General features: G+C 65.2%; 12 protein-coding genes. 8 read left to right on the top strand and 4 right to left on the bottom strand.

The annotated features are described in order from the left end of the window. Window positions 1-253: 253 nt before the first annotated feature. Window positions 254-769 (bottom strand): transposase, encoded by a 516-nt coding sequence (locus AAGA68_01465; GenBank protein MEM9383701.1) that lies wholly within the window; start codon window positions 767-769, stop codon window positions 254-256. Window positions 770-1,009: 240 nt separating this feature from the next. Here AAGA68_01465 and AAGA68_01460 point away from each other — a divergent pair, with 240 nt between their 5' ends. The 4 genes from AAGA68_01460 (at window position 1,010) to AAGA68_01445 (ending at window position 5,845) form a co-directional block, all read left to right on the top strand. Then, complete coding sequence (locus AAGA68_01460; GenBank protein ID MEM9383700.1) at window positions 1,010-1,900, top strand: PHB depolymerase family esterase; 891 nt, start codon at window positions 1,010-1,012, stop codon at window positions 1,898-1,900. A 95-nt stretch (window positions 1,901-1,995) separates the two neighbouring features. Beyond that, on the top strand, window positions 1,996-2,457 hold the full coding sequence (locus tag AAGA68_01455; protein MEM9383699.1) for a hypothetical protein: 462 nt from the start codon (window positions 1,996-1,998) through the stop codon (window positions 2,455-2,457). A 98-nt stretch (window positions 2,458-2,555) separates the two neighbouring features. Beyond that, on the top strand, window positions 2,556-4,730 hold the full coding sequence (locus AAGA68_01450; GenBank protein ID MEM9383698.1) for a TonB-dependent siderophore receptor: 2,175 nt from the start codon (window positions 2,556-2,558) through the stop codon (window positions 4,728-4,730). Continuing rightward, window positions 4,730-5,845 carry a DJ-1/PfpI family protein gene (locus AAGA68_01445; GenBank protein ID MEM9383697.1) on the top strand — a complete coding sequence of 372 codons (1,116 nt, stop codon included), beginning with the start codon at window positions 4,730-4,732 and terminating at the stop codon, window positions 5,843-5,845. The genes AAGA68_01450 and AAGA68_01445 overlap by 1 nt, the downstream gene beginning before the upstream one ends. A 51-nt stretch (window positions 5,846-5,896) precedes the next feature. Here AAGA68_01445 and AAGA68_01440 read toward each other — a convergent pair whose 3' ends face one another. Continuing rightward, entirely contained in the window at window positions 5,897-7,402 is a 1,506-nt protein-coding gene (locus AAGA68_01440) for a galactose oxidase early set domain-containing protein (protein ID MEM9383696.1), read from the bottom strand. Between the two features lie 153 nt (window positions 7,403-7,555). Next, a complete protein-coding gene (locus AAGA68_01435) occupies window positions 7,556-8,083 on the bottom strand; it encodes an SCO family protein (GenBank protein ID MEM9383695.1) in 528 nt (175 codons plus the stop codon). Window positions 8,084-8,299: 216 nt separating this feature from the next. Between AAGA68_01435 and solA the strand changes: the two genes are divergently transcribed. The 4 genes from solA (at window position 8,300) to AAGA68_01415 (ending at window position 12,740) form a co-directional block, all read left to right on the top strand. Next, a complete protein-coding gene (gene solA / locus AAGA68_01430) occupies window positions 8,300-9,439 on the top strand; it encodes an N-methyl-L-tryptophan oxidase (protein ID MEM9383694.1) in 1,140 nt (379 codons plus the stop codon). Between the two features lie 189 nt (window positions 9,440-9,628). Continuing rightward, entirely contained in the window at window positions 9,629-10,372 is a 744-nt protein-coding gene (locus AAGA68_01425; GenBank protein ID MEM9383693.1) for a dockerin type I domain-containing protein, read from the top strand. 107 nt (window positions 10,373-10,479) lie between these two features. After that, window positions 10,480-11,202, top strand: a complete 723-nt coding sequence (locus tag AAGA68_01420; GenBank protein ID MEM9383692.1) for a hypothetical protein — start codon at window positions 10,480-10,482, stop codon at window positions 11,200-11,202. Further along, window positions 11,190-12,740: a hypothetical protein gene (locus AAGA68_01415; protein MEM9383691.1), complete on the top strand. Its 1,551-nt coding sequence runs from the start codon at window positions 11,190-11,192 to the stop codon at window positions 12,738-12,740. Before AAGA68_01420 ends, AAGA68_01415 begins: the two co-directional genes overlap by 13 nt. A 94-nt stretch (window positions 12,741-12,834) precedes the next feature. Here AAGA68_01415 and AAGA68_01410 read toward each other — a convergent pair whose 3' ends face one another. Further along, window positions 12,835-13,455, bottom strand: a complete 621-nt coding sequence (locus AAGA68_01410; GenBank protein ID MEM9383690.1) for a c-type cytochrome — start codon at window positions 13,453-13,455, stop codon at window positions 12,835-12,837. Between the last annotated feature and the right edge of the window lie 454 nt (window positions 13,456-13,909).

The raw sequence follows: 13,909 nt of genomic DNA, 5'->3' as shown, positions 1-13,909 counted from the left end.
CTCCTCGGCACGCACCTGATGCAGTCACGCTGCATCGTTTCCCACGCGCTCACCACCACGCCTTTTGGACGCAGCAGCCGTGGGTGGTTTGGTGCCTCCTCCTGAAAGGCGACTCCCCCCATCTTCGCCACAGCACCGCCTGCCAGAAGGCAAGCGTTCGTGGCACACCACGATAGGGCCTCTTCAGCGTGTACCGACCCTCACCGCACTCCGTCAGCGACAGCCGTGGCTGCGTCAACGCTGGCCGCGCAATTTACCGGCCCAGCCGCTCCACCTTCCGCCGCTGATCCGCGCGCGCCGCTCCCCCTGCGTGGCGCGAGAACCCGCTCACCCGCGCCACTCGCTCGCTCGCCGCCCACTCCTCCTCAACCGCCGGCAGGGTGCGCAGCATGAATGCCTTCTCACCCCCCTGCGAACCCGCCGCGATGCGGTACGTGATCGATGCGCCCAGCAGCCGATCCAACGGACGCGCATCGCCGCTTTCACTCAGCCACGCCTGATCCTCCGCTCGCTCCAGCAGCCCACGGCGCTCCAAGTGCCGTCCAGCGCGTTCGACGATGCGTGCGAGTAGCTGCTGCAGCTCTGCCGAAGTCGGCGCCGACACCGATACGAAGCGCGAACCACCCTGGCGGCCGGCGACGTAGACGCCATCCAGAACGATTAGGTGGAAGTGGATATTGAGGCTAGGGCACCGGCGAAGCGCTGCACCAGAGTTACCGCACCGCCTCGGGCGTTCGCCCGCCGGTGGCCGATGCGCCCGATAAGTCACGACTCGATCGCCCGCACCACCAGCCACAGCACAAACCCATCGCTTCGGGCTCTGGCGCAAAGAGAAATCTCAACGGGAATAGCACGCTCAGCACCCACTGGCGGATCGGTACCTCCAGCAACATCTCTTCCATCCGCCGCTCGGCGTGGCATGCCGCGCAGCGCACCCGCAAGAACCCGTGCCCAGGCTAGCGCGCGGCATGTGCGATCATTGGCGCTCTGACACTGCGAGGGAACGCTTATGTTCACGAACAAGAAGCACAGCATTCGCGTAATCGCCGCGCTGGCGATCGGTCTGGTACTCGGCACCCCAGCGGCGCTCGCCCAGCAGGACATCTTCATCGACTTCGGCCGCGGGCCGGAAGCCGTACACCTGCCACCGCAGATCGAGTCCGGCGAGGCTCTGCCGCTCGTGATGATGCTGCACGGCTACGGCTCCAGCGGCCTGCTCACGGACATCTACCTCGGCTTTACGGAAGAAGCCGACCGGCGTGGGTTCATCCTCGTCAAACCCAACGGGCGCGTCGATATCTACGGCAACCGCTTTTGGAACGCGACGCCGGCGTGCTGCCAGTACTTCGGCCAGAGCAACGACAGCGCGTATCTGCGGCACGTGATCGACTCGCTCACCCAACGCTACGCGATCGACGAGGGGCGCATCTACGTCACCGGCCACTCCAACGGTGGGTTCATGTCCCACCGCATGGCCTGTGACCACGCGGATCGCATCGCGGCGATTGCGGGCATCGCTGGCGCCACCTGGGCCGACCCCGGGGCAAACTGCACGCCCACCGAGCCCGTCGCCACCCTACAGATCCACGGTACCGCTGACCTCACTATCTTGTACAACAGCGGCTGCCTGGTGGGCCTAGGCTGCTACCCGAGCGCACGCTTCACCGCCTACAGTTGGGCCGTGCTCAACGGCTGTGAGCTGCAACCGGAGACGGCGCAGGAACAGCGCGACTTCACCGCCCGCGCGGGCGCCGAGACCACGCTGCAGGCGTATCCAAACTGCGATGCGGGGGGTGCCGCCGCGCTCTGGACCCTGGCCGTGGGTAGCCACGTGCCCGCCTTCACGAGCGAGTTCCTGCCCGCGATGGTCGACTTCCTGTTTACATACGAGAAGCGCTAGCGGCGCTCGAGGTGAGCAACAACTAGTTTGCGCGCCAAGCGATGGCTCGCCACCGGCGCGTTGCCTCAACGGATAGCCCGCGTAGACTACGCGCCGTGAACGGCCGGATACGACATTCCCGCGCGCTGCGCCTGCTCATGGTGGGCGCGCTCCTGCTGCGCGTCGCGATCCCGGCGGGCTACATGCCCGCGAGCATCGCCAGCGATGGCTGGTATCTGCAGTGGTGTCCGAACGGGGTGTCCGCCGAGGTCATGACCGCGCTCTTCGAGGCAGCGGGAAGCACCGAGTCGTTTCAAGGCGCCCACCAGCATCAGCATCACCACGGTCACGCCCAGCCTGCCGCCGAGGAGGCGGACACGCCCCCTTCCGGGGCCACGCACTGCGACTTCGGCATCCTCAGCGCCGACGCCCACGGTGCGCCGCAGTCCGCACCACCACCGGCGCTCACCCCACCCGCCGAGCTGGCGGCTCTGCCGGGCAAGTCGATCGTGCCCACGCGCCCGCGCACGACCTACCTCGCCCGCGCACCCCCACGTCATCGCTACCTCCCTAGCTAGAACCTAATCTCTGCATTAGCCTATCGCCATCGGCTAGCTGCGGTCGTGACGTGTTTGGCGCTCAGCCAAGAGCGGAGCGCCGTCTCTGGAGCTTTCCAATGAATGCCTTACCCTTACGCGGGATGGGCGAGGGATCGACGACGATCGCCCGCGCACTCCGCCCGATCTGCCTCCTCGCAGCAGCGCTGGTCACCACCAGCGTTCTGCTGCCCCACACCGGCCACACTCAGCCCACCGACGACGCTAGTTGGCAGCTCGAAGAGGTGCTCGTGATCGGCGATGCCGACGACACCTACCAGAGCGACGGCGCCAGCGTCCTGCGCAGCGACGTACCGCTGATAGACTGGCCGCAGTCCGTGCAGGTGCTAAACCGCACGCTGCTCGACGAGCAGCGACTCACTACCCTGACTGAAGCCCTGGTCAACGTCTCCGGCGTGATTCCCAACAACGAGCAGGAGACCGTGCTGGTCAACCCGTTCATTCGCGGGCTCGAAGCGGAGATCTATCTCGACGGCCTGATCGGCTACGGCGACACGGCCGTGATCGACCCCTCGAGCCTCGCCATCGTCGAGCGCGTCGAGGTGGCGAAAGGCCCTACCTCGACCCTGTTCGGGGGCGGCGTTGGCGCGCCGACCGGCGGCCTGATCAACCTAGTGACCAAGACACCGCGTGACGAGGCGTTTCGCGACCTCAGCCTACGTGGCGGTAGCTTCGACACGCTTGCCGCGGCAGCAGACCTCAACCAGCCGCTCAGTGACAGCGTGGGCGTGCGCTTCGCCGGCGAGTACTTCCAGTCCGACGACATGATCGATGCGGTCGAAATCGAGCGCCTTACCTTGAACCCTTCCCTGCGCTGGGCGCCCGGCGAGGACACGACCGTGCTCGTGCGCGGCGTGTACAACCGCATCGAACAGATCGAGTACACGGGTCTACCGGCCGAGGTGATCGACCTGCCGGGCGTGGATCCGCGCCAGTTCAGTGGCGCCATCAACGGCCCGCCGACGGAGATCACGAACAGCTCTGTGCACCTGTCCGTCGATCACAGCTTTTCCTCCTCGCTGTCCGTGCAGGCGCAGGTGCGCCGCTTCGAGAACGAATTCGACGAGTTCTCGTCCTTCCCGTTCCTCGGCTTCTTCCCTATCGAGGGCACAGCCGTGCCGATCATTCGCGGCCAGCTGCCCGTGGATACCACGGAGTGGACCGGCGATGTATCGCTGGCCTGGCGCACACGCACGGGCGGCGTCGAGCACAACGTGCTCGTCGGCATCACGGTGGACGCCACCGACTACGCCGCTGGCAGTGGCTTCGACTTCACGCCCATCGGCGTGCTCGACTACGCCTCGGGCGTGAACACCCTCGACTTCGGCGCCATCCCCGAGCTGAACGCCTTCAACGAGAACGAGTACCGCACCCAGGCCTTTTACCTGCAGGACCAACTGCTGATCGGCGAGCGCTGGCGCCTGCTCGCGAGTGCCCGCGTGTCACGCTACGGCTTGGAAGAGCTGGTCGGCGGCTCAGGCGTGGATGAGACCTACACGGAGGTCGACCCGCGCGTGGGCATCACCTTCAAGGCCACGGAGGCGGTATCGCTCTTTGCGGGCTTCGCTACCGGGTCACGGATCGTGCCCTTCTTCGCCGGCGTGAACGCCGCGCCGCCCGTGCCCGAGACCTCAGAGTCGTACGAGATGGGCGTGAAGTTCGCCTTCGAGAAGCTATCGGGCACGATCGCTGCCTTCATCCTGGATCGCGAGAACATCCCGATCACAGACCTCACCGATCCCTTCTTTGGCTCGACCCAAGAGGGCGCCCAGCGCAGCGAAGGCGTGGAGTTCGACCTGGTGTACGAGCCCATCCCACAGCTGTCCATCCTGGCGAGCGGCGCCTACATCGACGCACGCAACCAAACGGATATCGTCTCCTTCGGCACCATCTTCGCCGAGGGCAACGAGCTCTCGCGCGTGCCCCACACCAGCGCCCGTCTCGCCGCCCGCTACCGCGTGACGCAGGGGGCCTTGCGCGGCCTCGGCGTGGGCCTCGGCGTGACCTACGCCGACGAGGCACCTCTGACCGATGCCAATGACTTCTTCTCCGACGAGTACACGGTGCTCGACATGCAGGCCGACTACGCGATCACCGACAACATCACCTTGAGTGCCAACGTGATCAACCTGTTCGACCGCGAGTACTTCAAGCCTTACCAGTACCTGCTGCAACCTGTCGCCCGGCTTGGCCAGGAACGGTCGGCCTTCATCAACTTGGGAGTGAGCTTCTAATGCCACGCTATGCAAGACTCTCGAACGCGCACGCCGCCGCCTGCCTAGCCTTGACCCTTGCCTTGACCGCCGCAGCTACCGCTCACGCGCACCATGACACGGACCATACGCCCGCTGCGCAGACCGCCAGCACCAGCATGCTACGCAGCTACCCCGAGGCCGGGACCGTGCTTGAGCGACCGCCTCGCGGCATCCACCTGTGGTTTTCAGAAACCGTAGGCAGCGACGATACGATCCTCACCCTCGAAGGCCCCGGGGGCACGGCCCTGAAAATCGTGGGCGTCCATGCGATGGGGGAGGACGACCTGATGGGGATGGTCGAGGGCGATATGCCCGACGGCGAGTACCATCTTCGCTGGTCCCACGATGACGGCGCCGCCTCGGGTGCGGTGAGCTTCCAGGTGCAGCGCCCCGCGGGCTTCGTCGAGGATCGGTGGGAGCCGCCCCTCGACATCGGCGTGGTGCTCTACAACGGCACGGAACCGCTGGATGTGTTCGGCCCCGTCGAGATGTGGATGAATGCAGGCCTGGACCTTATACGCGTGCATTTCATCGCCCAGAGCAAGGCGCCCGTTGCCCTCAGCACCACCAGCTACCCCGCCGCGATGTCCCCTCACCTCGTGCCTCAATACACCTTCGAAGACGCGCCAGCGCTCGACGTGCTCATGGTGCCCGGCGGCCTCGGCACGCTGGCAGAGGTGGACAACCCCGCCATCATCGACTTCATCCGCGAGCGCGGGCAGAAGGCGACCGTCACCACCTCCGTCTGCACCGGCTCTGCTTTGCTCGCCAAAGCGGGACTGCTCAAGGACGAGCAGGCCACGGGCAACAAGGTGTTCTTCGACTACTTGACACAGCAGGGCGAGGCAGACTGGGTGCGCGAAGCCCGCTGGGTCGAATCCGGACGGTTCTTCACCTCCTCCGGCGTCTCCGCCGGCATGGACATGAGCTTGGCCGTGGTCTCGCGCTTCTTCGGCCTGGACGCGGCGCGCATGATCGCGGCATCCACCGAGTACGAGTGGAATGAGGACCCGCAGCGGGATCCCTTCGTGAAGTACCTAAACGCCGCGATGCCTTACATCGAGATGCTCGAGGCACGGGCCAAGGCGCCGTAGGCGCGTGCCGGGTGAGCCGCTCGCCCTAGGCGGCAGCTCACCCGGACCCTGTCAGCTCCCCTGGGGCGCCGTCGGCACGACGTGGACGATCTCCGCGCGCGACGGCGTGCCGGCCACATCGATCAAGAACAGCATGTAGTAGCCCGCCGGGAGCAGGCCCGCTCGCCGCGGCAGTAGCGCCCGCACCTGCTCGCCAGTCTGGCGAAACTGCAGCTCGGCGAAGCGCTGATCGTTATTGAAGGAGTGCGTGACCGCCCCGGTCTTCACCATCGTGACCCGCGCGATCTCCTGGGGCGAGTCCACGGCTAAGCTGAGCACCTCACCGTAGGCCACCTGCGAGGCGGCGAGCGTGTAGCGCGGCCGGGGCGCGGGTTGCTCGGCGTCGAAGAGGTACGGCGGGCTGAACAGCTGTCCGTTGAGGTTGACCAGGGGGCCTGGCACCCCGCCCCCCGCCGTGAGCACGCGACCGTCCGGCATCAGCAGCGACGTGGAGTGATACAAGCGCGGCAAGTGCTCTGCCGCGAGTGTCTGCCATTGCTCCGTCAGCGGATCCCAACGTTCGGGCGCGAGCGCGGCGCCGTCGCCACCGAGCGCGTTGTCCTCGTCGGCACCGCCCGTGACCAGCACGCTGCCGTCAGGCAGGATCGTGGCGTTCGCCCACTGGCGCTTGAAGCGCATCGACGACGTTGCGCGATAGCTCACCTCAGTGCCGCTCACCTCGATCACCGAAGCGCTGTTGGTACCGCTATCGCCGCTGCCGCCGCCTGCCACGAGGATGCGCCCAGGACTGTACATCGCGGAGGTAGACGTCAGGGTACCGTTGTCCGTAAGAAACGCGCCGGCTTCGATCAGGGTGCCGTCGCCGCGGTAGTCGAGCAGGTGCATGAAAAAGCCGGAGTGGCCGAACACCAAGCCATTCGGCATCACCCAGCTGCGTGGGTAGAACCAGCGCAGGCCGCCCCAAGCGTAGTCGCTGGTGGCGCCGAGGAGGCTGCGCCATCCTTCGCCAGGCGTGAAGACTTCCGGGGTCAGCATCGGTGCGCCGGTGACGCCTTCGTCATTGCCGCCCATCACCAGCACCCGCCCGTTCGGCAAGCTGATCGTGGTGGGGTACCAGCGCGGGTAGGTCATGCGCGCGTCGGCGTCGCGCAGCTGCTCGGTGGCGTCGTCGAAGAGGGTGGTCTTGGCGTTGCGGATGTTGTCGCCGTCGCCGGGTTGATCGCCGCCCGCCGTGAGCACCTCACCCGTGCCCGGGAGCACCACTTGGGCAGCGCAGAAGATATCCGTTTGCGTCTCGTTAGGCAGCAGCTTGAAGGCCTCGGGCCCAGTGCCCAGGGCTGGGTCCCACACGCTGTACTCCAGATAGCCGCTCTGCTGACCACCGCTGGTGGTGCCGAAGGTCATCACCTTCCCTTGGGGCGTGAGCACGGCGTGAATGGGCACGAGGTTCCAATCGATCAGCTCGCCCCATCGCCCGCTTATATCGTTAGCGTTTGCCGAAGCACTCAGTAAGGTCGAGACCAGGGAGAGCGTTAATACAGCCGTTCGCTTATTCATCGTTGGTGTTCTCATGCGATGTGGATAGGGGGCTGGGGAGCTCGGCTTGCAGGTCGGTAAGCGCATTGCGGTGCGTAGCAAGCTGGCCCATCTCCTGTAACCGCACGATCGCAGCGAGCTCGCGGGCGACTCGCGATACGTCAAAGCGGTCCGCTACGTAGCGCTGGGCCACCAGGCCGTCGGGCCTACCAGCAGCAGAGTCATTCGATGATCGATCTGCCCACGCACATCCGACGCGCCGACCTTCACACTCACCTGGTCGAGCAGGCGCTGCAACGTGTCTGGGCCCGTGATACGCGCGAAGGTCCAGTGGCGGGTGTCGGCCCCATGAGCCTCGGCGAAAGTACGCATGGCGGCGGGCGTGTCGTGCTTGGGATCGAGGGAGATCGACAGGATGGCGGTGCGCATCTTCACCTCATCGGTCAGCTCCCGTTGGACGCGCGCCAGCAGGCGTGCCTGCTGGGGACAGGCGCCTTGGCAACGGGTGAAGAAGAAGCTGAGAAGCGTGGTGCGCCCGGCGAAGTCGTCGAAACTGAGGGAGGCGCCCGTGGAGGACTCCAACGGCGCAGACCAGTCGTACGCGTTGACCTGGGCGACGCCGCCGCACAACACGCTCAGCAAGACGATCATCAATCGTGCTTGCCGCGCCGAGGGGGAGAATCCGGTGCATATTCGCGTCATGCTCAAGCGGGTGCCTCGGGCCTGGCGTCGCTTCAAGAGGTCAGCTTAGCCAGGCGCTCAGGGCGAGCCAACCGTGCAGCGCCGCACCCACTGCATCGTGCCACGCCCGCCGATGAAAGCGATACACGCCCGCACCCCGATTGCGCAGGGCTTGCGATGGCCCCCCGAGGCGCGTAGGACAGAGCCTTGTACTCCGTCAGCTTTTTATCCTGTTTGATGTCCAGCCCCGACCACTACGATATCGCCGTCATCGGCAGTGGCGTCATCGGTGCCGCCGTCGCTTGGCAATGCGCACGGCGTGGGCGACGCACCGTACTCCTCGATCGCCACCCCGCTCCCCACAACCTCGGTAGCTCGCACGGCCAGACCCGGCTGCTTCGCGTCGCCTACGCCGAGGGCGCACGATACGTGCCTCTCGTACGGCGGGCGATCCGCCTCTGGCGAGAGGTGGAAGATCAGGCAGGGCAAGTGCTGTTTCGCCAGTCTGGCGTTGTGTACGTGGGACAGGAGGACAGCCCGCTGATCGCGGGCGTTCGCACAGCCGCAAGCGCGCACGAGGTACGAGTGCGCGAGATCGATCGGGCAGCGCGATCCGAGTGCATGCCCGAACTGCAGGTCTCGCCCGACTGGACGATGCTCATCGAGGATGAAGGGGGCTATCTATACGCAGAACCGGCGGTACGCGCGATGCTCGAGCTCGGCGCGGCGACCTCGACGCTAACGTCTCGTATTGCCAACGTGGTCAGCTGCCAAGAATGCGGTGAGGACGTCGCTATCTCGTTGCAGACACGGGAGGAGATTCGGGCGACCCACGCCGTCGTCTGTGCAGGCGCCTGGGTGGGGGATCTACTGCCCGCCGTCGGTGAACTTGTGCAACCGCACCGACAGCTCATGCATTGGTTCGACGGCGACCCGAAGCGCTTCGGCGAGACTGGGTTTCGTCCCTTCGGCGTGAACGACGCTCGGACCAACACGTTTTTCTACGGCTTCCCGCGTATCGACGGTTTGGGCGTCAAGCTCGGCGATCACTTCGCTCGCGACCCACTTCGCCATGCGGACGATCGACAAACCGTGGTAGGGGATGGCGAGGTGGCCTCGACGGCGGCATTCGCCCGCCAGCATCTTCCGGGACTAGGGCGCCGCCTGCACTCGCGCAGCTGCCTGTACACGTGCACGGCCTCGGAGGACTTCCTGCTGGACTGGGCGCCTGGGTCGAGGCGAGTCTACGTTTGCAGCGGGTTCTCCGGCCACGGCTTCAAGTTTGCTCCCGCGATCGGCGAGGCGGTCGCGCAAACCCTGCTCGAGGAAACCGTGACCAGCGACATCGGTGGATTTCGCCTTTCCACGGTCGCGTGAGCGCCCCACACCGACGGCGTCACTCCTCAAAGCGCCCTTCTGTCGATGCAGTCTGCGTTCGTCACCCTTAGGCGACAGACATAGGCCAAGCCTGGTCTCGCTACTGGCAACTGCTGATCGGGTCTGGGACAGGGCTGGTTCGCCGCCAGGCCGGATGATGCTCGCGTCTTCGTCTCGGGCGACGACGCCGTGCTCGCGAGCGATGACGGCCTGACCCACACGTCGATCGGTGGCCCAGGCAAGGCGGGGCGCCTGGCGATGGCATCCGATGCCACCTTGTGGTTCACCGCCGATGACGGTACCGGTGACCCTGGACGGGGCCTTTGGCGCTACCGCGAGGCGGAGGGTTGGCAAGCCGTGCTCGACCCCGATGTTCTCGAGGGCGGGGAGAAGCTGCGCGCCGAATACACCGTGGCCGTAAGCGTAAGCCCGGCGGACCCCGAGGTGCTCGCCATCAGTACGGCGGATCCTCCGTTTCGCGACGCCTCGCGCGCTAGCGGTCCCTTCTTCAGCCGTGACGGCGGCAGCTCCTGGCGCGCGATCAACGCCAACTTGCCGCTCCTGCGCGCCTCCGCCATCGCCTTCGATCCCCACGATGCGGATCGCCTGTACCTCGGCACCGACGGGCGCGGCTTCTACACCGCGCGCATTCTGGATTCGGATCGCGACCGGATCGATGATGCCGTCGATAACTGCTCGCAGGTGGGCAACGCCGACCAGCGAGACAGCAACGGCGATGGTTTCGGTAACGTGTGCGATCCTGATCTCAACGGTGATCTGCGGGTGAACATCCTCGACCTGCGCAGGCTACGCGAACGTTGGGGCACGGATGATGCGGACGCGGATTTCGATGGTGATGGGGTGGTGGGCGCTGGCGATCTGCAGATCATGCGCGCCTTTCTGTCCGGCCCGCCAGGCCCTGGGGCGCGCTAGCGCGTCACCCTTCACAGCGCACTTCGGGCCGCCTGTGGCACACTCCGACGCTCACCAAAAAAGCCCTATGGCGCACGGCGCCGCGTGGGCGCCCCCCTCGAGACGCTGTGCCAACGCGACGAAAGACATCCACCGCCATTAAGCACCTCGCGCAACGGCTGAGCCAGCCGACGCTCCCAGCCCTGGTCGTCGCAAGTTTGGGGCGCTCCGGTAGCACGCTCCTGCACGAGGCGCTCGTCGATGCCATGGCAGAGCGGCGTTTCGGTCCGCTCGCCGGCCCAAGCAGGCGCCTGGCGAAGGACTACGTCTGGGATCTCGACGGAGCCACCCTGTACCGCGGCGTCGTCTACAAGACCCATGATTTCCCCGAAGCATTAGCGGCTCAAGCGCGAGCGGTCCGTGCCATGTTCATCTTCGGCTCAGCGCAAGATGCGGCGCTCTCCGTGCGCACCTGCTTCGATCGCTACGGCCCCACCTGGATCGGCGAGCACTTCGCGCACCTGCATGCCGACGGTCCCTACGAAGAGCTGCTGACGCGCGACGTCCTACGCTTTGAGGAACAACTCCGGCGCTGGGCCAGCTACACCGACGTTCCAGTACTGTGTCTGCGCTACGAAACGCTTTGGGATCATATCGCCCACCTACGAGAGTTTTGTGGCGTGCCGGTGAGCTTGCCGCCACGCCGCCAACGGGAGCGCAACGACGCTGGCGCGGACACCCTCGACGCCGCCAATAGCGTCTACGCCCCTCTCGATCGCATCATCGATCGACTGCCAGACGCGTTCATCGGTGGGTCAGTAGAGGATCCACAGGGTTTGTGGACGACGTAGTGCCTAGGGCGAGCACCGGGGAGCCGACGGAGATCAGCGAAGCAACCGTGCGACGCAACGCCCTTCGCTCATCACCGTTCATCGCCTTCGCCTTCATCACCAACGCCGTCGCCAATCTAGCGCTGATCGGGTGGCTGCAGCGCTTGGGCGGGTTCGCCCTGGTGGGTACCTGGTCGCTGCTGAACGCGCTGGTAGTGTTCATGCTAGTCGCAGATGGTGGCCTGTCGCTGGCGCTCACCCGCGAGGTGTCGATTCGTGGCGTCACGCGGAGTTGGCCGACCCACCGTTGGCTGCTCACACGAAGCACGCTCGCATTGCTCGCGATGCTCCCGTTAGGCCTCACGATTGCGTGGCTCACCGAGCTTCCGGCGAAGGTGGTCGGTGGGTGGGCCTGCGCTCTTCTCGCTGGCGCGTTGCAGGTGATGAGCGGGTGGGCGGTGACGGTGCGCTTGGGGCAGCATGAGCAGTACTGGCGCAACGTGGCTACGATCCTACGCGTGCTGACGCAGTCGACGCTCGTCGTCGTGCTGTTGAGCGTCACGGTGTGGGACAACAAGTTCAGCATGGGCGCGGCGCTGCTGGCTGGGGCACTGGCAGAGGTCTCGCTCATCGTTGGACTGCTCGTCGCCGTCGACGGCGCGAAGATCCGTGCCGCACGCCACATACCCTCCCCCAGCTTCCGAGAGGTCGTTGCGCTCACCAAAGGCTTTGGGGCGACCAAGTTCCTGCAGGCTCTGCTGGAACCACTCACCCGCGGCTTGGTGGGCGTCGTGGCGGGTACGCCGGCGCTCGGCGCGTTTACCGTGAGCTGGCGACCCGCATCGCTACTGCGATCCATCGTGTCGGAGGTGCTGCGCGTGTTGCTGCCCGGCATCTCGCGCCTCCACCATGATGGAAATCGTGAGGCCACCTTAGCGATTGTTCGCGATAGCGTCTTAGTCCAAGCCCTGATCACCGTGCCCGCGTGCCTGTTTGCGGCGATCAACGCGCAAGCAGCACTTGAGCTTTGGCTCGGTACAGTGCCACTGGCCGCCGTGCACGCGTGCCAGATCTTCCTCGCCGCCCTAGCACTCTCGTCCTGGTCCGTCCCCTATTTCTGGGCCCTACAAGCGGTGGGTGACGCAAGCTTCACGGCAGTGGCGACACTAGCGCGCCTGTTGCTGACACTCGTCCCCGGTGCCGCCGCACTGTGGTGGTTTGAGGGCGATATTCGCGCATTCGCCATTTGCGCATCGGTCGGGATCTTGGTGGCAGCGGTGAGCTACCTCCTGCGGGCCGATCGGCGCTGGGCACTCCTGTCGCCGATTCTGCACGACATTCGCTGGGTGCGGACGGCAACGGTGACTGGGCTGTCGGTGTTATTGGCCTTGGCGACCGCTAACGTACCCACCGCGTGGATTCCGTCAACCGCTTCGCTCCTGCTTGGGGGCACCGTCTATGCAGTGCTGTTGGTGGCGCTGCCGCTGCTCTTGATGCAAGGCGGCCATTTCACCCGGAGCAGCGAGGGCCGCAACCGGAATGAACACATAGAGGAGTAGGCGGCGTGCCTACCAAGTGCGACGCCTGCGACATGCCGCGAAAGGCAGCCCGCGCCGAGACGCGAGCCACTCTCAGTAAGTAAGCAACGCTCGCTCAGTCGGCGGAGAGTGAGCTGATGTAGGCCACTACATCCTTGATCGCCTGCTCATCGGCAAGCGTCGCGGCCATACCGATCATGGAGGCACCGTACTGATCATCGGGATTGGCGCCTCTTGCGCCATTCTTAAAGTACTGGAGCTGCCTCGCCAGATACCAATCATGTTGACCGGCCAACTTGGGCGCATTGAGCGCGTCGTTGCCCTCACCGTTGGCGCCATGGCATGCGGAGCACACGGCGTACAAGGTTTCCCCCTTGGTCGCATCACCGGAAAGCGTGGTCTCGGGCTTGGAAGCGGGCAGTGTGTTGATGTAGGCGACGACGTCTTCCACTCCGCCATCTTCGACCAGTGTCAGCGACATGGAGTACATCTGACGGCCAAACAAGTCACCTTTCTCATATCCCCGTGTACCGGCCCGAAAGCTGTTTAAGTGCCTCTCCAGGTACCAGCCGTGCTGTCCGGCCAGGCTTGGCGCGTTCAACCTAGCGCTGCCCTGCCCTTCAGCGCCGTGACAGGCAGCACACGTCCAGTAGGCCTTTTTCCCAGCCTCAACGTCGCCCGCGTGGGCGACCACGTTGAGCGAGGCCAATACCACGGCGATGATCAGTCTCTTCATAAATCCATCCTCTGCGGGCCAACAGACTTCTATCGATCCCAACATCGCTGGCCCCCATGCCAGCCTTGGATGTCAGCATCAAAACGAGAGAGTCTTACTTAGGTACAAGATCGGTAGATATACCCCATATCACGCGGCGATCGATTGCAATCAAAGCGTGTTCTCAAGCCAACACACAACAATCGGGTCAGGATGTGAGCGCATAAGTATCGTTCCCATTCTCATCACTATTAGCAGTAGGGGTTGCGCGCAGCTGCATCCAAAAGCGTCCAGCGTTCAATGCCTATCTTATTCATTCGCTGAGCGCGGAGCCTTGCTGGAGCGCGGTCTCCTGAGACTTCCGGATCGAGGCCAGGGCGCACCCGCCTTGAACCTAATCGTGGCGCGAGCCCCCTTGCGCTGGCCGGAGCTTGGAATACCCTCCGCAGCAAGCGAACCGCTACGGTGGCGGGGC

This window comes from Pseudomonadota bacterium (assembly GCA_039193195.1).
In the GTDB taxonomy this organism is placed as follows: Bacteria; Pseudomonadota; Gammaproteobacteria; order Steroidobacterales; family JBCBZW01; genus JBCBZW01.
This window is presented reverse-complemented; position numbering and strand designations above follow the sequence as displayed.

What these genes read in the sequence shown, in the direction of transcription:
- AAGA68_01460 (MEM9383700.1), top strand. Translation starts at nt 1,010, where the DNA reads ATGTTCACGAACAAGAAGCACAGCATTCGCGTAATCGCCGCGCTGGCG.
- AAGA68_01450 (MEM9383698.1), top strand. Translation starts at nt 2,556, where the DNA reads ATGAATGCCTTACCCTTACGCGGGATGGGCGAGGGATCGACGACGATC.
- AAGA68_01445 (MEM9383697.1), top strand. Translation starts at nt 4,730, where the DNA reads ATGCCACGCTATGCAAGACTCTCGAACGCGCACGCCGCCGCCTGCCTA.
- AAGA68_01440 (MEM9383696.1), bottom strand. Translation starts at nt 7,402, where the DNA reads ATGAATAAGCGAACGGCTGTATTAACGCTCTCCCTGGTCTCGACCTTA.
- AAGA68_01435 (MEM9383695.1), bottom strand. Translation starts at nt 8,083, where the DNA reads ATGACGCGAATATGCACCGGATTCTCCCCCTCGGCGCGGCAAGCACGA.
- solA (MEM9383694.1), top strand. Translation starts at nt 8,300, where the DNA reads ATGTCCAGCCCCGACCACTACGATATCGCCGTCATCGGCAGTGGCGTC.
- AAGA68_01410 (MEM9383690.1), bottom strand. Translation starts at nt 13,455, where the DNA reads ATGAAGAGACTGATCATCGCCGTGGTATTGGCCTCGCTCAACGTGGTC.